This is a genomic window from Photorhabdus sp. HUG-39 (assembly GCF_963878365.1).
GTDB lineage: Bacteria > Pseudomonadota > Gammaproteobacteria > Enterobacterales > Enterobacteriaceae > Photorhabdus > Photorhabdus kayaii.
In genome coordinates, this window is sequence record NZ_CAWNWY010000002.1 from 131406 (window position 1) to 148225 (window position 16820).

The 16820-nt window shown below is 40.0% G+C and carries 20 protein-coding genes; 19 read left to right on the forward strand and 1 reads right to left on the reverse strand.

The window, feature by feature from the left end:
- Nucleotide 1 precedes the first annotated feature (1 nt).
- The 16 genes from sctY (at nt 2) to AAC155_RS02410 (ending at nt 11232) form a co-directional block, all read left to right on the forward strand.
- Nucleotides 2–331 (forward strand): type III secretion system chaperone SctY, encoded by a 330-nt coding sequence (gene sctY / locus AAC155_RS02335; RefSeq protein WP_112894985.1) that lies wholly within the window; start codon nt 2–4, stop codon nt 329–331.
- Between the two features lie 47 nt (nt 332–378).
- The gene (gene sctV / locus AAC155_RS02340; RefSeq protein WP_113040955.1) at nt 379–2445 is read left to right on the forward strand and encodes a type III secretion system export apparatus subunit SctV; all 2067 of its coding nucleotides are present in this window, start codon (nt 379–381) and stop codon (nt 2443–2445) included.
- Nucleotides 2442–2876 (forward strand): LcrR family type III secretion system chaperone, encoded by a 435-nt coding sequence (locus AAC155_RS02345; protein WP_112894986.1) that lies wholly within the window; start codon nt 2442–2444, stop codon nt 2874–2876. The genes sctV and AAC155_RS02345 overlap by 4 nt, the downstream gene beginning before the upstream one ends.
- A 40-nt stretch (nt 2877–2916) precedes the next feature.
- Complete coding sequence (locus AAC155_RS02350; protein WP_113040889.1) at nt 2917–3195, forward strand: LcrG family type III secretion system chaperone; 279 nt, start codon at nt 2917–2919, stop codon at nt 3193–3195.
- Nucleotides 3196–3213: 18 nt separating this feature from the next.
- A complete protein-coding gene (locus tag AAC155_RS02355) occupies nt 3214–4131 on the forward strand; it encodes a virulence-associated V antigen (protein ID WP_113040956.1) in 918 nt (305 codons plus the stop codon).
- 9 nt (nt 4132–4140) lie between these two features.
- Nucleotides 4141–4647, forward strand: coding sequence for a SycD/LcrH family type III secretion system chaperone (locus tag AAC155_RS02360; protein ID WP_036809084.1), 507 nt, complete (start codon nt 4141–4143; stop codon nt 4645–4647).
- Nucleotides 4631–5809, forward strand: coding sequence for a type III secretion system translocon subunit SctE (gene sctE / locus AAC155_RS02365; RefSeq protein WP_113040890.1), 1179 nt, complete (start codon nt 4631–4633; stop codon nt 5807–5809). The genes AAC155_RS02360 and sctE overlap by 17 nt, the downstream gene beginning before the upstream one ends.
- 11 nt (nt 5810–5820) lie before the next feature.
- Entirely contained in the window at nt 5821–6705 is an 885-nt protein-coding gene (locus AAC155_RS02370; RefSeq protein WP_113040891.1) for a YopD family type III secretion system translocon subunit, read from the forward strand.
- Between the two features lie 20 nt (nt 6706–6725).
- Nucleotides 6726–7094 carry a hypothetical protein gene (locus tag AAC155_RS02375; protein ID WP_113040892.1) on the forward strand — a complete coding sequence of 123 codons (369 nt, stop codon included), beginning with the start codon at nt 6726–6728 and terminating at the stop codon, nt 7092–7094.
- The gene (locus AAC155_RS02380; protein WP_112894993.1) at nt 7085–7528 is read left to right on the forward strand and encodes a type III secretion system chaperone; all 444 of its coding nucleotides are present in this window, start codon (nt 7085–7087) and stop codon (nt 7526–7528) included. The genes AAC155_RS02375 and AAC155_RS02380 overlap by 10 nt, the downstream gene beginning before the upstream one ends.
- Nucleotides 7525–7758 (forward strand): T3SS regulon translocated regulator ExsE family protein, encoded by a 234-nt coding sequence (locus tag AAC155_RS02385; protein ID WP_112879050.1) that lies wholly within the window; start codon nt 7525–7527, stop codon nt 7756–7758. Before AAC155_RS02380 ends, AAC155_RS02385 begins: the two co-directional genes overlap by 4 nt.
- Nucleotides 7755–8144: a YscW family type III secretion system pilotin gene (locus AAC155_RS02390; RefSeq protein ID WP_113040893.1), complete on the forward strand. Its 390-nt coding sequence runs from the start codon at nt 7755–7757 to the stop codon at nt 8142–8144. Before AAC155_RS02385 ends, AAC155_RS02390 begins: the two co-directional genes overlap by 4 nt.
- 630 nt (nt 8145–8774) lie before the next feature.
- On the forward strand, nt 8775–9764 hold the full coding sequence (locus AAC155_RS02395; protein WP_113040894.1) for a glycosyltransferase: 990 nt from the start codon (nt 8775–8777) through the stop codon (nt 9762–9764).
- 271 nt (nt 9765–10035) lie between these two features.
- Nucleotides 10036–10362: a phage holin, lambda family gene (locus AAC155_RS02400; protein ID WP_112894998.1), complete on the forward strand. Its 327-nt coding sequence runs from the start codon at nt 10036–10038 to the stop codon at nt 10360–10362.
- Nucleotides 10363–10371: 9 nt separating this feature from the next.
- Nucleotides 10372–10773 (forward strand): structural protein, encoded by a 402-nt coding sequence (locus AAC155_RS02405; RefSeq protein WP_113040760.1) that lies wholly within the window; start codon nt 10372–10374, stop codon nt 10771–10773.
- A 9-nt stretch (nt 10774–10782) separates the two neighbouring features.
- Nucleotides 10783–11232 (forward strand): lysis protein, encoded by a 450-nt coding sequence (locus AAC155_RS02410; protein WP_113040895.1) that lies wholly within the window; start codon nt 10783–10785, stop codon nt 11230–11232.
- Nucleotides 11233–11320: 88 nt separating this feature from the next.
- On the opposite strand, the gene AAC155_RS02415 is transcribed toward AAC155_RS02410, so the two are convergent.
- Nucleotides 11321–11716 carry a VOC family protein gene (locus AAC155_RS02415; protein WP_113040896.1) on the reverse strand — a complete coding sequence of 132 codons (396 nt, stop codon included), beginning with the start codon at nt 11714–11716 and terminating at the stop codon, nt 11321–11323.
- Nucleotides 11717–12401: 685 nt separating this feature from the next.
- Here AAC155_RS02415 and AAC155_RS02420 point away from each other — a divergent pair.
- The 3 genes from AAC155_RS02420 to AAC155_RS02430 all read left to right on the forward strand — a co-directional run bounded on the left by AAC155_RS02420 (nt 12402) and on the right by AAC155_RS02430 (nt 16319).
- Nucleotides 12402–13547, forward strand: coding sequence for a polysaccharide export protein (locus AAC155_RS02420; RefSeq protein WP_113040897.1), 1146 nt, complete (start codon nt 12402–12404; stop codon nt 13545–13547).
- Nucleotides 13547–13975, forward strand: a complete 429-nt coding sequence (locus tag AAC155_RS02425) for an arsenate reductase/protein-tyrosine-phosphatase family protein (protein ID WP_112879068.1) — start codon at nt 13547–13549, stop codon at nt 13973–13975. Before AAC155_RS02420 ends, AAC155_RS02425 begins: the two co-directional genes overlap by 1 nt.
- Before the next feature lie 196 nt (nt 13976–14171).
- Nucleotides 14172–16319: a polysaccharide biosynthesis tyrosine autokinase gene (locus AAC155_RS02430; RefSeq protein ID WP_113040898.1), complete on the forward strand. Its 2148-nt coding sequence runs from the start codon at nt 14172–14174 to the stop codon at nt 16317–16319.
- Nucleotides 16320–16820: the final 501 nt, after the last annotated feature.

Genomic DNA, 16820 nt, shown 5'->3' on the forward strand with positions numbered 1-16820 from the left:
CATGACTCTCAGTGCTAAACAGCAGAGCGCTCTGTTGCTGCTCGGCTGGCTTCAACTTCAATACGGTCATCCTGACCGAGCTCGTATTTTATTGGATGCATTACTGGCTTTGCATCCTGAACATCAGGAAGGGCGTCGCGCCTTGGTGGTTTCATTACTTAAATTGCAAGAGGGGAGTATGGCAAAAGAACATTGCACTCTCTTACAAGAGCAGGGTGAACAAAGCGCCGCCCTCTGGCTTTGTGTTAGCCGTGCTTGTCAACAGGAAGGGAACCTGGAAGAAGCACGCAGTGCTTATCAGCGTTATCTCGCTCAAGGGGCCCTATTGTGAACCGTGGGTTTGAGTTATTGCGTCTGATTGGCGAGCGTAAAGACATCATGTTGGCAGTATTGTTGCTAGCCGTGGTCTTCATGATGGTTTTGCCGCTTCCGCCTGTCCTACTTGACATTTTGATCGCCATTAATATGACCATCTCTGTTGTGCTCATGATGATGGCGGTCTATATCAATTCCCCTTTACAGTTTTCCGCTTTTCCTGCGGTCTTGCTAGTGACCACGCTGTTTCGTTTGGCGCTTTCCGTCAGTACCACCCGGATGATCCTCCTGCAAGCAGATGCCGGTAAAATAGTCTACACCTTTGGTAATTTCGTTGTCGGTGGCAACCTGATAGTCGGGATAGTGATCTTTCTGATTATCACCATTGTACAATTTATCGTCATAACCAAAGGTTCGGAGCGCGTAGCTGAGGTTAGTGCTCGTTTTTCCCTTGATGCCATGCCGGGTAAGCAGATGAGTATCGACGGAGATATGCGTGCCGGCGTTATTGACGTCAATGAAGCCAGGGAGAGGCGTAGCATTATCGAAAAAGAGAGCCAGATGTTTGGTTCGATGGATGGTGCGATGAAATTTGTTAAGGGTGATGCGATTGCGAGTCTCCTCATCATCTTTGTCAACATTTTGGGTGGGATAACTATAGGCGTCACCCAAAAAGGGATGTCAGCGTCCGATGCATTGCAGCTCTACGCCATTTTGACCGTTGGTGATGGTATGGTCTCTCAGGTTCCTGCCCTGTTGATTGCGATTACGGCAGGCATCATTGTTACCCGAGTTTCGTCAGAAGACGCCTCTGATCTAGGTAGTGAGATTGGTGATCAGGTCGTTGCTCAACCAAAGGCACTATTAATTGGCGGTGTTTTATTGGTGGTATTTGGCCTTATTCCTGGATTCCCTACATTAACTTTCTTAATTCTTGCACTGGTGGTGGCGGGTGGTGGCTATTTGCTGTTCCAGCGTCAGCGCCAAGCTAACGCCAGCCAACAAGCGGATCTTCCTAGCCTGTTAGCCCAAGGAGCAGGCGCGCCGGCGGCCAAATCTAAACCCAAGAGCGGCAGTAAGGCCAAAGCTGGAAAACTGAGTGAGAAAGAGGAATTTGCTATGACGGTTCCTTTACTTATTGATGTGGATGCGGGATTACAGGCTGAGCTGGAAGCTATTTCACTGAATGATGAATTAATACGGGTACGACGCGCCCTCTATTTGGATCTGGGCGTACCATTTCCGGGTATCCATTTGCGCTTTAATGAAGGGATGAAGCAAGGAGAATACCTGATCCAGCTACAAGAGGTGCCCGTTGCCCGTGGTCGGCTGCGCTCAGCGCATTTACTGGTGCAGGAACCAGTCAGTCAGTTGGAATTACTGGCTATCCCTTATGAAGAAGGGGAACCTCTATTACCTAACCAGCCTACCTTGTGGGTAGCGGAAGCACATCAGGAACGTTTGGTGAAATCCGGGCTGGCGGCTTTATCCATGTCTCAGGTGATCACTTGGCATTTGTCACATGTGTTGCGGGAGTATGCCGAAGATTTTATTGGCGTGCAGGAAACCCGTTATCTTCTAGAACAGATGGAAGGCAGTTATGGGGAATTGGTCAAGGAGGCCATGCGCATAATCCCATTGCAACGGATGACCGAGATACTGCAACGGTTGGTAGGCGAGGACATCTCTATTCGTAATACACGTACGATTCTCGAAGCTATGGTGGTATGGGGGCAGAAAGAAAAAGATGTGGTGCAATTAACGGAATATATTCGCAGTAGTCTCAAGCGTTACATTTGTTACAAGTATGCTAATGGCAACAATATCTTGCCCGCTTATCTGTTGGATCAACAGGTAGAGGAGCAAATTCGAGGAGGTATTCGCCAAACGAGCGCGGGTAGCTACCTTGCGCTGGACCCGGCAGTGACACAAAGTTTCCTCGAACAGATGAAGAAAACAGTGGGCGATTTAACGCAAATGCAGAATAAGCCAGTGTTGATCGTATCAATGGATATTCGTCGCTATGTCCGTAAGTTAATTGAAGGTGATCACCACGGCTTGCCTGTGCTCTCGTATCAAGAGTTGACTCAACAGATCAACATCCAACCGCTTGGTAGGGTGTGTCTATGAACCGTGATCCGCTTACCCCTTGGTTTGAGGAGCAAGGTTATTCAGTACAGCCTCACTGTATGGGGAATAGTCCAATCCCTCTTGGCTGGCGTGTATGGTATGAAGGTTGTGAAATTGCCTGGCGTTATGATGCACCGCGAGTTTGGATCGTGATGTTACGCCGTACCCGGCAGCGTCGAGGGCTTGCTAATCCATTTGCGCCTCTTTATCTGTTGGCAACAGCAACGATGGCCGTACTTGGGCCGGGTAGCCGGCTTTATGGTCAAGTTAATACTTTGGTTGACTCTCCTCTTAATGATGAACGTTTGGCCCGGTTTTACCATCGCTGGACAGGCGCAAGTGAGGTTGCGGCTGGCTGGTTCGAGTTAGAAGCCAGTTGCGTTATATCGCTACATCAAATGAGAAAACAACAAAAAAAAGTCCAACGTTGACAGGAAGAATCAATATCTCTCTTTATTATAGGAGTCATGGATGCAAGAGGAACCCAACGCCAAGGTACTGCAAGCTGCTGAGGCAGCCATTGAGGACAGTGATCACAGACTGCAACTATTGCAGGAGATGTGGCAGTCTCTTGGCATCAACCCAAGTGTAGGTACAGAACTGTTTGGTCATGCTGACGTTACTTTGGTTCAGAATGCTGAGCAAGAGTTGCTGACAGAAGTTAATCGCTTACGAAGCAACCAACTACCCTCTCTGGAAGAGGGAAAGCGTCTTCGTCGCCCACCTCGTATGCGTGGCATTATTGTATAAGGAGTTTGAAGGTTGAAGGTGGAAATTAGGCCATATCAAAATGACCCACAGCTTTTCTTGGCAGATCTGGAAGGGGTTTCGCTAGAGCAATTACAAGGTTCTAAATCTTCGAAGCTTGATGAATTGGTTAATCTTATTTTTGATAAGGGGATCAAGATTACATCTGATTCTGATGTTGTCACTGAAAATAAGGAGCTCCTGAAAAAACTGATTGCCTATTTTCTGCCAGCGAACGCTATTGTCGAAAATGGTCATTTCGATAGCCAAATAAAGAATGGTATTGAGAATCTTAAATCCTTCTTGAATAGCCCGACATTAAAAACTGATTGGACATTAAGGGATTTTCTGGCTGCGGTTCATTTTAATTTAACGCCGGATCGTCTTGATGATGATGTAATCGATATTTTTGTTTCTGTTATGTCAGGTCATGATAAAAAACGACTTGAGTTGCGTGATGAACTGGCTACATTGACCGCAGAGTTAAAGATTTACAGTGTTATTCAATCGGAGATTAATGCGAAATTAGCAGCTAATGTGACGCTTAATATTACTGATGGCTCCTTCAATTTGTTGGACCATAAGAAATATGGTTTTAGTGATCAGGCTGCTTTTGAGAAAAGTGCTGAATATAAACTGTTAAGGAAGATATCTTCTGACTCTAAAATCTCTATTAAGAAATTCTTAGAAAGTTCCGATAAGCAAAGTGGCGCTATGACAGGTCTGGCAGATTCATATGAATATAATAAGGAAAATAATCGATTAGCCAACTTCTCTACTTCGGTTAATGATCGTGTAAATCCACTAAACAATATTGTCCAGGAAAAAACAACACGTTTAAATGAGGCTAGTTCCCGTTATAACGCGGCTATTGAGGCGTTAAACCGTTTTATTCAAAAATATGACAGCATCATGCGCAATATTCTCGGCGCAATTTAAGGAATGATTATGGAGCATCAAGAAACATCAACGACTTCTGACCAATATGCACAAGAGCTGGAATCTTTTCTTCATGATGGTGGCACTCTTGCCATGTTGAAGGATATTTCTAGTGATACGTTGGAGCAACTTTACTCATTAGCGTTCAACCAGTATCAGTCAGGCAAATGGCAGGATGCACATAAGATATTCCAGGCTTTGTGTATGTTGGATCACTATGATTCTCGGTTCTTCCTTGGATTGGGTGCATGCCGACAGGCAATGGGGCAACTGGAGCAGGCAATTCAAAGCTATAGCTACGGAGCAATGCTTGATATTAATGAGCCCCGTTTTCCATTTCATGCTGCCGAATGTCTCCTGCAATTAGGAGAACTCGATGGGGCTGAGAGTGGCTTCTACTCGGCCCAACAACTTGCGGCAGCTTTGCCGGAACAGGCCGCTTTGGCTGCCAGTTCCAGTGCAATGTTAGAAGCTATTACAATAAAAAGGACTCAGGAAAATGGTTCAAGTCAGTGAATCTAAAGTTCCTCAATCGAGGGTCAACAGTTTTCAGGTTGATGAAATCCGCGCAACTATACCTCCTAAAAGCGAGGAGCACGTCACGCCTAGTCAGGCGGGTAATTTGCTGTCTTCTGATGCCGCTAGGTCACGAGGAGTATCATTGCCAGCACCATTGGTGGTGGTGAATATTCACCCTAACCGAGAAGAAATGGCAAGGATTAAATCGGTTACGCAGGAGGCTAAGCAGGCAGTGGGACTGATAAAAGAGCTGACAGCAAAGCTGACAGAAACTTCGTTGTTGTCCTCTCTGGTATTGTCCTCATCTGAGGCAATAGAGATTGAATTGGGCAAATTGACCAGCGAGCTTAAGAGTAATCAGACTGATCTCAAAATCCAAGATATCCAGCGAGCACGTCAACAAAGCTTGCAGAAAATGGATGAGAACCAGCAGAAGATTAAAGAAGCTGAAAATTCTGCTAAAGAGGCGCAGAAATCTGGATTGTTTTCTAAGATCTTTGGCTGGATCAGTGCAATTGCTTCAATTGTGGTCGGAGTAATTATGGTTGCTACCGGTGTTGGTGCGGTAGCAGGGGGTTTGCTGATTGCCGGAGGGGTAATGGGTGCAGTCTCTCAGGGACTACAACAAGCAGCTCAAGATGGTTTAATCAGCAAGGAAACCATGAAATGGCTAGGGCCGGTCATAACCGCGATTGAGATTACGATGGCGGTGGCAGCGGCGGCGGTCAGTTTCGGTGGTTCGGCCGCCGGTTTGATAGCGAAAATGGGCGCTAAAATGGGCAGTAAAGTGGCTGATATGACAGCTAAGATGGCAGTAAAGGCAGCGGAGCTTTCTGCAAAAGCCGCCGGTACAGCAACTAATACTTTGTCCCGTGGTGTGAAAGTCGGTATGCAGGTAAGTGACATGACGGTGGATCTTGCTAATGGTGCTGCTCAAACTACCAATGCGGCCTTCCAGAGTAAAGCGGCTAACCGACAAGCTGATGTACAGCTCTCGCGGAGCGAATTGACCGTATTTCAGGCTGTTATGGACAGGCTCAAAGAGGAGTTGTCCCAAATGGTAGAGTCTTTCCAACATGTGATGGAAATGATTTTTCAGATGCTCAATGCCAGGGGAGACATGATAAATAACCTTGCCCGCCGACCACAGGAAATTTAGGGAATAAAAAGATGAGAATTAATGATAACGTCAGTAGTCAAGGGGTTACTTCCAGTCATGGTGTTGAAGTTGGAACTGACAACTTTGTGTCGACACCGACAGCACATGAAGCTGCTATTCAACAGCCGGAAAAAATGAGGTTCACGGATAAGGTTGAATTGATTGTACCGAAACAGGGCCTCGATCCCAGTCGCTTAGGAAATGTCGGACAAGAATTAAATAACACGCTGGATATGATGTCGCTGCTTTTTGAGATTGCAAAGAGGATGCGTGAGCTGGGTATTCTACAGCGTGACATTGAGAATAAAGCGTCCATTGATGCTCAGAAATCACAAGTGGATGAGATGCGACATGGTGCCAAATTGATGATTGCTATGGCAGTGGTTTCAGGCTTAATGACGGTTGGTTCAGGGCTGGTAGGTAGTTTTTCTTCCGTTAAAAACAGTCAAGCGGTTAAGCAGCAGAAGACGTTGGAAAGTAATATTGCTGGTCGTAACGAATTAATCGATCTTAAATTGCAACAGCTAGGTAAGAATAGCGATGCGGATCGCGCTGTGGTTGGTAAAGTATGGGCCAAAGATCAGCTTTCTGATGAGAGCACTTTGAAATCTCTTACTTTGGTTTTTGAAAGTCGTAACAGCAAGCAGCAGTTCTTAACTTCAGTGATGAAATCTTTAGAGAGTATGTCCAATAATTCGGTGCAGGTAGAACAGGGGCTTTCTCAGGCTAAAGCCAAGGAACATGAAGTGGATTCATCTATTTCTCAACATGAAAAACAGAAGAGTGAAGATCAGATTTCATTGGATAACAATTTCATGAGAGATGTTTTGCAATTAATACAGCAGCTTTATCAGAACCATGTTCAGGCATGGCGCGCGGCGACTGGTGTGGTGTAATGCTGGCGGAGTAGACCCCGTTGAATAATAAGCGTGGGCGCACCGAAAGGTGCGCTCTTATTGATGGATACCGTTATTTGATCTCGTTTTTAAAATCTACTCATACCGTCAAAGGTGCAGAAAAACGAAAATATCCAATTAAGATTTCAGTTCTTAACAAGCAGAATGTGTTAAGGAAAAAAAGCATCTTCCTATGCTCCGGTGTTTGGTTTTTGATAATCACTGGGGTGACCTTTTTATTAAAAGAATTGGCCTTGAGTGACAGAGGTCCAAAAGGCGATGGTAGTAAACTGAGTCCCTTTTCTGCGGGGGTAACCCGTTTGTTTGACTACTCGGTAATTCAAGTTGGTCTGATTGCCTTCTCTAGCAGGAGTAACCCATGGATGTGATAGCCATCGTCAATCAAGTTTTGGCTGAATTTGCTGCTAAATTTGGCTTGCCGCACCTAGCTTTAAATCATGAAGGTGTGGCTGCTCTCTGTTTTGATGAGCACCTTCACCTCTCTTTGATCTTAATTCCTGAACGTGACCAGCTCGTTTTACAGATAGATGTTGCTGACATCACTGTGGTCGGAGAGGGGATTTTCCGCCAATTAGCCAGCTTTAATCGTCATTGGTATCAGTTTGATCTTCACTTTGGTTTTGATGAGTCAACGCTGATGGTGCAGCTTTATCGGCAAATGTCAGCAAGTCGGCTGAATCAGGCTGTTTTTGAAGAGAGCCTTTCAAGTATGTTGGATCATGCTGAATTTTGGCAGGAATTATTGCAAGCTCAACTTCCGATTGGCTCTCAACAGAACGAATCTTTGGGAATGCGAGTATGAAAATTGAGAATTCGTTACCCATTCATTTAACAAATGTGCCCCATGAAAATGATAGCCTTTGTTGTGGTCGTCGGGTTACGTCAGGGTATATACCACAAAACGTTCATGAGCCGCTTTCTGCGGTGCTGAGTAGAGGTCTTGTCATGGGGCTTGAACATGAGACAACATTACAGCGTTTGTTGGATGGGCAGCATACTCCGTTGTCACAACGTAGGATCAGCCTAACATGACCAAGATAGGGTTGGTCATGTTGTGTTTGCTGATTACCGGTTGTGTTAGTGAGGCTGTTGAGCATGAAGCATCACGTCTGATTGAGGGCGATGTGACCATGCAGACCTCTCTACCCAGAACGGCAAACGTTGAGGTGTCATTGTTGACGGTGGTTGAAGGAAAAGTGTTGACAGTGGGTGAGATGAATTATCGTTTGGACATGCTACCCATCACTTTTTCTATGCGTTTGAGTCCGCAGTTTTCTCATGGTGAGTTATTCTTAAGAACTCGTCTACGTTGGGATGAGAAACGGGCAGTGCAGGCGAAAAGCCAACAACGCGTCGTTGCAGGAAAAAGAATTGTAGTGCAATTGTCTCCCTTGCCATGTTATCCAGAATGCCTATGAGTTTTAAATATTTTTGCATTAATAAATAAGGGATAATATTGTCTTTTAAATTTTTAAATGCTATTTAAATTACATGGAATTATACCTAATAATTTCATGTAATATTTTATTGTTCGGTATAAAATAATATATTTTCAATGTTAAATATCTATAGGATAATACATTAACATTTGAATCTCTCATTTTACAATTAGTTGAATAGTTCCTCTTCTGTTATTTCCTTCTATTTCTTATTCTTGATTATATTTTACTTTTTTACCCTCAAAGTATTTAACTGTATTTTTAATATAGGTTACATAAGCCATTTTAAATTAATATCACTTTTAATTGTTTTAATTGTTTTAATTGTTTTAATTTTATCTGCTACATTTGCCGATTTATTTAAACTGTTCCAATAGATTTTTTATACTGTTTCTATCTTTACAAGAAATAGTAATACCTAAATTCCCAGTGCATCCTTCTATCATTATCATACTTAATGATTTACTGTTTTGGTGGAAATTTTCAATCCCATCTATAACTGATGCTCAAAATATTGTATGGTCTGTGAATAGCAATGGGAAAAGGTGCATTTTTATTATGAAAATGGTGTTTTTATCAAAAATAACTAACTCATTAAAAGGATGATAGATGTTTCAGTTTGATATTACTATCATTATCCCTGTTTTTAATGATGAAAATAATATAATCTATTTGTTAGATTCAATTTCTTCGCAAGAAAATGTTAATTTTGAAGTCATTATTATTAATGATGGTTCAACAGATAACAGCTTAGAAGTCATTAAAGAATATGAAAAAAGAGATAATAGAATACGGATACTTAATCAAGAAAATCGTGGTGTTTCAATAGCTAGAAATTACGGCATAAAATATGCGAGAGGGGAGTGGGTTTTATTTGTTGATAGTGATGATTGGCTGAAACCACAAATATTAAGAAAATGGCTTGATCAAGCTATTGAACAGAGATTAGATGTGTTAATTGGCAATGGAGTCAGTTTTACAGAAGATCCATTCTCACAAGGGAATAGAAGAATAACACGTAGACAACCTTATGGCAGAGTGTTAACGGGTAAAGAGTGGATAAAATATTGCGTTGAGTGTAGAGAATGGCCACATTTTGTTTGGTTACAACTTATTAAAAAAGAATTAATTATAAATAACCAACTGAGTTTTATGGAAAATATCTTTCATGAAGATATCTTATGGACAATTAATTTGTCACTTATAGCGAATCGAATCGGCTTTTGTGAGGAGCAATTGTATTGTTATCGACATAATTTGCAATCAATAACTCGCTCAAGAGAAAGTAAAAAATTATATTATCGAGCTGATAGCTATATTACCGTGGTTAATTCAATTATTAAAATCTCAAAAGAAATTAAAGGTGAAAGGTCGTTAAAAAGATCTCTTAGTCGTCATGCAATACGAGAGGTTGGTAGTTTTTTTATTTTGTACAGAAAAAAGATACACGATCCATCCTTAAAGAAATTGCTTGCTAAACGTTTTATTGACCAAATTGGCTTGAGAGATTTATTACCAGGTGTGCATAATTACCATGAACTATGGTTTATTATACGTTGTAATTTAGTCTTAATATTAAGGAGGTTCATGGATGAGTGACTATAACTCTATATGATAAAGAAGTAACTTGAAAGATAACGGGTATATTTATCTGTTAATTATTATCATTCCCTTACACATAATGATACACCAGCAGAGTTTGTTGATGAGCTTGGTATTATATTAAATGTAAGTAATCACCTTATAAAATTTAAGGCTGCACTATGTGTGGCCTTTTCTTATTCTACTGATTTCGCAGTATTCCTATTAACTCAAATTTAAGGCTACACGGCAGCCTATGGATTCCCATTTATGTGAGTGGGTGTGAAGGATGAAATACATGGATAAACAGCCTGACATCTGGATGCAGCTATGGTTATGGCTGCTGTCAGTCAAAGAACAAGGTATAGGTGCGGCGCTGGCTGCCGCAATGGCTTATCTCAGAGGTCGATATAACGGTGGTAAATTCTGGACGACAATTATGGATTCTATTATGTGTGCCATGATTGCTTGGTTTATCCGTGATGTGTTGAATTTTTTTGGTATGAGCACGGATTTGGCTTACATCAGCAGTGTCATTATTGGTTATCTGGGCACCGACTATTTTGGTCAGATCTTAAGAAAAGTTGTTAATAACAAAACAGGTAATAAACAATAGGAGTGAATTATGAGCAGAGGTATTCGAAATAATAACCCAGGTAATATTCGTTGGGGTGATGACTGGCAAGGCTTGATCCCTGCATCACAGCGTACTGATAAATCTTTCTGTCAGTTTGTCAGTCCTGAATATGGTCTTCGGGCGATGATTAAAATTTTGCATAATTACAATCGGAAATATGGCCTTAAAACAGTGAAAGGGATCATTTCACGATGGGCCCCCACTAATGAAAATAATACTGATACCTATATTAACCACGTATGTAAAGACACGGGAGTGACTGGCGATCAGGTTGTTGATGTATTTAATAAAGTATTTATGACAGAGCTTATTAAGTCCATTATTACCATGGAAAATGGTAGTCAACCTTATAGCAATGAGGTCATTGATAAAGCATTTTCACTTTTGTAGAGCGATATTATGAAGTTTAACTCTCGTGGTTATACTGCTATTGCTCTGGCGCTTGCCTCGCTTCTGGCTTATCACTATTACGGTAAGTATACCAAACAGCTTGATACGACAGTTAAGCTACAGAGTGAGTTGCTGGAGCAGCAGAATGAAATCGTTAATCAGCAGGAGAGGATAAGGCTCCTGTCTGAACTGGATAATCAGCATACAAAGGAACTTGCTAATGCCAAATCTGAAATTGATGTTCTGCGCAATGATGTTGCCGCTGGTCATCGCCGGTTGCGCATCGCGGCCACCTGTCATCAAGGCCAAACCGGCTCCTCCGGCAGCGTGGGCCATGCAGCCACCCCAAGACTTAACCCGGCAACTGAACAAGATTATTTCGATCTCCGAAGAATGATTGTTGAAAATGAACAGCAAACGAAATACTTGCAAGAATATATCAAAACTCAGTGTCAATAGCTGAGTTTTGATAATGTTATTGCGTAATGTAAAACAACGTAGGTGTGGGTTGGTTATTAGGGCAAGTATGCTTAAGATCGATTAATAATCAAACAAGGAATACTGTGTTTTGTAATACAACCCGATAACCATCAATATCTTCAAATGTTTTACCTTCAATATCCCAATATGGGTTGTAAGAGGGGACTGCAATAAAGTCAGCGTTTTCCATTAATGATATCTGATCTAACCATTCTGAATGGTCTGGTATATAGAAGGCCAATAAATTGTCCTGTGTGGGGGATCTTCCTACTGTTGTGCCACGATGATGCGTAAATTCGAGATGCCAGAGATGATTTGGATGCCCTAGAATGATGCCATCAAAATTTTCATGATTTTCGAATTGCTCTAGGAGAATAAATCCTAAACCTCGGCAGTACATTTCAGCAACTTGAGTTAAATTGTCAGTTGGCCTGGCGATTCTTAGTATAGTAGATTTTTTCATGGTAATCCCAGTTGATAAAGTTTTTGTGGAATATGTCCAATTCTCAGATCTTCTACTGCTATATAAAACAACCGGTAATGGTAGTTGATAAACGTGAAAAGTACAAAGTGGTGATTTTTAAAGTTAAAACAATCTAAAAATATCCGATACTACCAAGCTATTATTTATAATATGACTAAATTTAGGGTTTTATAATTGGGATTGTTTGATAAATTGATTGTTTGTTTTTTTATTTTTGTCACCATTTCAAGCACCAAAGTCGATGATATGAACACGGATTTGATGTAAGTAGGTATGTGTTTTCTGCACAATGTCATCGAGAGTATGTATTTGGTTTCGATAAATTCTGATAAATATCCTAACTATCCTAACTATCCTTTATTTGATAGGTCTGTTCTTACTTTCTGTTTGTAATAATACCTTATAAAATATATTAAATAATAGAATAATTAATGAATTTACTACCTATTATTTAATGGTCTGAATTTTTCAAAGCTATTAAGTTGATTTCTATTGTTTTTACCAAGTGATATGACCAGTAGCCTGGAATCTTGCGGCTCTTAAGCAAAATCTTTATATTATATTATATCTTATTATATTATAATCTAGTTTTGTTAGGGAGATTATAATTAATACTATTTTCTGTATTCTTTTTTGTTTATTATTTTTTAAGGATAAATTTCTTATGAATATTAAGGAATTAATTATAGTTCTGGCATTGTTCGGTTCTATGCTATTAGGTGGTTGTACTGTTATACCTGGGAGTGGCCTTACTGTTTATAATAAAGAAATAATCAATGATGATGATAGTAACTATGATATTAATAATTTGGTAAATGTTTATCCGGTAACACCAAAATTAATTGAAAATTTACGAGTGAATTCTGCTATTGCTCGTCCTAATCCTGAATTAGATAAAGAATTACAACAGTATGAATACCGTATTGGTGTGGGGGATGTCATTATGGTTACTGTTTGGGATCATCCTGAATTGACAATACCGGCAGGACAATATCGTAGTGCTAGTGATACGGGTAACTGGGTGCATTCTGATGGGACGATTTTTTATCCCTATGTTGGTAAACTTCATGTGAAAGGAAAAACGGTCACTCAGGTGCGTACGATAATTACGGATAAGTTATCGAAGTACATCGAATCACCTCAAGTTGATGTCAATATTGCTGCTTTTCGTTCACAAAAAGCCTATGTAACAGGTGAAGTTGCCAGGTCTGCTCAACAACCTATCACTAACGTTCCTTTAACTATTATTGATGCGATTAACCAGGCTGGCGGCTTAACCGAAAATGCTGACTGGAGGAGGATCATTTTGACTCATAAGGGAAAAGAAACGATTATTTCTCTTCAAGATTTGATGCAAAATGGTGATCTGAAGCAAAATCGTCTGCTCTATTCTGGCGATATCTTATACATTCCTCGTAATGATGATTTGAAAGTGTTTGTTATGGGGGAAGTCAGAAAACAAACCACTCTACGTATGGATCGCAGTGGAATGACGTTGACCGAAGCATTGGGTAATGCTGAAGGTATAGATCAATTATCAAGTGATGCTAATGGCATCTTTGTTATCCGCTCGCTGCGTAATGAGCCTGATAATAAGGGGAAAATAGCCAATATTTATCAGCTCAATGCTAAGGATGCGACGGCGTTAGTCCTGGGAACTGAGTTTAATTTGCAACCTTATGATATTGTCTATGTTACTAGTGCGCCAGTCGTTCGCTGGAATCGGGTTATCAATCAGTTGGTGCCAACGATATCAAGCATTAATAGCCTGACTGAAACAACTAAATGGATTCGTAAGTGGCCGAATTAATGTTCAATTCTATTCTGATTGTTTGTGTGGGCAATATCTGTCGATCGCCAACAGGAGAGCGTTTATTGCGGCAACTATTTCCTCAGAAAGAGATTTATTCTGCGGGAATATCGGCTTTAATTGGTAAACCTGCAAATGAATTCTCAAGTAGGGTTGCGGCTAGACATGGATTATCCTTAGAAGGGCATATAGCACGCCAACTAACCAGTGAATTATGCCAGAAGTCAAGTTTGATCTTGGTTATGGAAAAAAAACATATTGAGGCTGTAAATAGGATAAATCTAGGGGCAAGGGGGAAAACAATGCTTTTAGGTCATTGGTTAAATGAAATGGTAATCCCCGATCCTTATAAGTCTGATATCGAGGTTTATGAATATGTGTATCAGTTATTATTTAATAGTGCTAATAGTTGGTTAGGAAAATTATAACTTATATACCCTATGGATTTCAAGATGCATCGCGACGGCAAGGGAACGAATCCCCGGGAGCATAGATAACTATGAGACCGGGGTGAGTGAGTGCAGCCAACAAAGAGGCAATTTGAAAGATGACGGGTATAAGTATTTTTATATTATGGGTTTGCTGTTCTTCATTACTTATCAATAAAGTAATTATAGGCTTTTTATGACTACATCAGATAAATCAAGTCACACTCATACGGATAGTGATGAAATTGATTTAGGCCGTCTTCTTAGTGCCTTATTCGATTATCGCTGGGTGATTGGTGGAATTACCCTATTGTTCACCGTTATTGGCCTTTGTTATTCCCTGATTGTGACTCCGATATACAAGGCAAATGCTTTATTGCAGGTTGAAAAGAGAAGTAGTGCATTGACTTTAATTGGCGACATGTCGGATATGTTTTCTGGGAAACCGTCAGATATATCGGCAGAATTGGAGTTATTAACTTCCCGAATGATATTAGGAAAGACAGTAAAGGAGCTAAATTTGGATGTTCAGGTTACAGCGGATTATTTTCCTGTGATAGGTAAGGGCATTGCCCGTCTTCGTGGTATACCAAAGCCTGATATTGTTATTAAACATTTTACAATATCACCTGAATATATTAATAAAGGGATAAAAATATATGTTGACAATGCAGAAAATTATCGGTTGTTTTTTGACGATCAGGTTTTCCACGGACAAGTGAACAAAGTATTTGATACCGATGGTATAAATTTGCTTATCTCAAATATTTCAGCTGCTCCAGGGCAAAGTTTCACGTTGGTTAAACGGGGACAATTGGGTGTTATTCGCGGGCTGCAACAAGCTTTGCGGGTAAAAGAAAAAGGTAATAATACCGGTATTATCTTGCTTGAAATAGAAGGTGATGATCGTGCAAGAATAAAATTGATACTGGATAGTATTGGTAAAAATTACTTGCAACAAAATGTGATAAGAAAGATGGAAGAGGCTGAAAGTAGCCTTAATTTCTTAAAAAATCATTTGCCTAAAGTTAAAATTGAGCTCAATCGTTCTGAAGAATTGCTTAATCAATATCGTCAAGCGAATGAATCTATCGATTTATCACTTGAAGCAAAATCGGCTCTGGAGACATTGGTCCAAATTGAGAAACAGATTAATGAATTGACTTTCAAAGAAGCTGAATTACAGCAGTTGTATACCAAACAACATCCCGCTTATGTTGCGTTGCTTGATAAACGTAAGACTTTGGTTGAGACCAAAAAGGGGCTGAATCAATCAATCAAACGGTTACCTAAAACACAGCAGGAAATTTTACGTTTGACCAGAGATGTTCAAGTTGACCAAGAAATTTATGTGCAGTTACTCAATAAACAGCAAGAGTTGAATATCGTGAAAGCGGGGACAGTGGGTAATGTGCGTATTATCGATGAAGCTATTGTAGAAAGCTCAGCGGTAAAACCGAAGAAGTTATTGATTATTGCATCGATGATGGTATTGGGATTTATATTGTCGGCTGGGTTGATTTGCATACGAGTCATGTTTCGTAAAGGCATCGAAAGCCCCGAACAATTGGAAGAAATCGGTGTTTCCGTTTACGCTACTATTCCACTATCTGAGACTCAGATCAAACTTGATCAACAACAGAAAAAGCAAACTCATTGTCAGAAATTGCGGTTATTAGCTATTCAAGATCCCACTGATTTAGCTATTGAAGCATTGCGTAGCCTTAGAACAACCTTGCATTTTTCAATGATGGAATCTGCAAACAAAATTATTCTTCTTTCAGGTTCTGCTCCTGAATTAGGAAAGTCTTTTATTTCAGTAAATCTTGCCGCTGTATTGGCATTAAGTAATAAACGCGTGCTTTTAATCGATGCAGATATGAGAAGAGGTCGTTTACATAAAATCTTGGAAAGTCCTCAATCTATGGGGCTTTCTGAATATTTGTCTGGTCAACATCAGTTAAAAGGGATTATTACCAGAACGTATCTTACTGAGCTTGATTTTGTCAATCGAGGTGCTATTCCGCCAAACCCGTCAGAATTACTTATGCATAATAGATTTAAAGAATTATTATCTTGGGCAGAAGAGCATTATGATTATGTCTTGGTAGATACTCCTCCTATTTTGGCTGTAACTGATGCTGCGATTATTGGGAGATATGCAGGAACTTCATTGTTAATTGCACGTTATCATAAAACAAGGGTTAAAGAAGTTAATGTTACTATTCGCCGATTTAGGCAAAATGGCATTCATATTAAAGGTGTGTTGCTAAACGCGGTAGAGAATAAGTCTGGTCTCTATTATGATTCTAGCGGATATTATCAATACAGTTATAAGGTATAAGGATTGATCGCCTTTTCTCCGGCTTATGAGGCCGGAGAAATTTTATCAATGCGCTCTTATTTTCTTTGATATGTTTCTTAATAATGAGTCAGTTCGGATAGTGGTTTGTTTAAAAGGAAAAACATGATAGGTAGAGCGAGTAAGATATTCTCAGAAAAATCGCTGATAATTTATACTCAATGATTTATTTCTTAAAAAATTGCTTTTAAAAATAATATTAATCAGTTCATTAATTGATAAAAATCGGAGTATAAAGAATAATGTTTTGTTTTTATTAGTTTAAGTAATTAAATATTCTAGTAAGTTATTTTGATTAAGGGAGCGGTTTATACCTAAATATTTTTTAATGTATTGGGCGTGATAAATTTTTGAACATTCTAATCTTAAAATTCTATCAAGTGATATCACTCACAAGTATCAAATCTTTTTCCATTTTTACGAAATTTTTTCTCGCATATTTTCTATAAATATTCTTTATTAAGTTGCTGCGAATATGTTGTT

Excerpts from the sequence above, each read along its gene's own strand:
- AAC155_RS02370 (WP_113040891.1), top strand. The coding sequence starts at position 5,821 with ATGAGAATTAATGATAACGTCAGTAGTCAAGGGGTTACTTCCAGTCAT.
- AAC155_RS02380 (WP_112894993.1), top strand. The coding sequence starts at position 7,085 with ATGGATGTGATAGCCATCGTCAATCAAGTTTTGGCTGAATTTGCTGCT.
- AAC155_RS02425 (WP_112879068.1), top strand. The coding sequence starts at position 13,547 with ATGTTCAATTCTATTCTGATTGTTTGTGTGGGCAATATCTGTCGATCG.
- AAC155_RS02390 (WP_113040893.1), top strand. The coding sequence starts at position 7,755 with ATGACCAAGATAGGGTTGGTCATGTTGTGTTTGCTGATTACCGGTTGT.
- sctV (WP_113040955.1), top strand. The coding sequence starts at position 379 with ATGTTGGCAGTATTGTTGCTAGCCGTGGTCTTCATGATGGTTTTGCCG.
- AAC155_RS02395 (WP_113040894.1), top strand. The coding sequence starts at position 8,775 with ATGTTTCAGTTTGATATTACTATCATTATCCCTGTTTTTAATGATGAA.
- AAC155_RS02385 (WP_112879050.1), top strand. The coding sequence starts at position 7,525 with ATGAAAATTGAGAATTCGTTACCCATTCATTTAACAAATGTGCCCCAT.
- AAC155_RS02360 (WP_036809084.1), top strand. The coding sequence starts at position 4,141 with ATGGAGCATCAAGAAACATCAACGACTTCTGACCAATATGCACAAGAG.
- AAC155_RS02405 (WP_113040760.1), top strand. The coding sequence starts at position 10,372 with ATGAGCAGAGGTATTCGAAATAATAACCCAGGTAATATTCGTTGGGGT.
- sctE (WP_113040890.1), top strand. The coding sequence starts at position 4,631 with ATGGTTCAAGTCAGTGAATCTAAAGTTCCTCAATCGAGGGTCAACAGT.
- AAC155_RS02410 (WP_113040895.1), top strand. The coding sequence starts at position 10,783 with ATGAAGTTTAACTCTCGTGGTTATACTGCTATTGCTCTGGCGCTTGCC.
- AAC155_RS02350 (WP_113040889.1), top strand. The coding sequence starts at position 2,917 with ATGCAAGAGGAACCCAACGCCAAGGTACTGCAAGCTGCTGAGGCAGCC.
- AAC155_RS02345 (WP_112894986.1), top strand. The coding sequence starts at position 2,442 with ATGAACCGTGATCCGCTTACCCCTTGGTTTGAGGAGCAAGGTTATTCA.
- AAC155_RS02415 (WP_113040896.1), bottom strand. The coding sequence starts at position 11,716 with ATGAAAAAATCTACTATACTAAGAATCGCCAGGCCAACTGACAATTTA.
- AAC155_RS02400 (WP_112894998.1), top strand. The coding sequence starts at position 10,036 with ATGAAATACATGGATAAACAGCCTGACATCTGGATGCAGCTATGGTTA.
- AAC155_RS02430 (WP_113040898.1), top strand. The coding sequence starts at position 14,172 with ATGACTACATCAGATAAATCAAGTCACACTCATACGGATAGTGATGAA.
- sctY (WP_112894985.1), top strand. The coding sequence starts at position 2 with ATGACTCTCAGTGCTAAACAGCAGAGCGCTCTGTTGCTGCTCGGCTGG.
- AAC155_RS02420 (WP_113040897.1), top strand. The coding sequence starts at position 12,402 with ATGAATATTAAGGAATTAATTATAGTTCTGGCATTGTTCGGTTCTATG.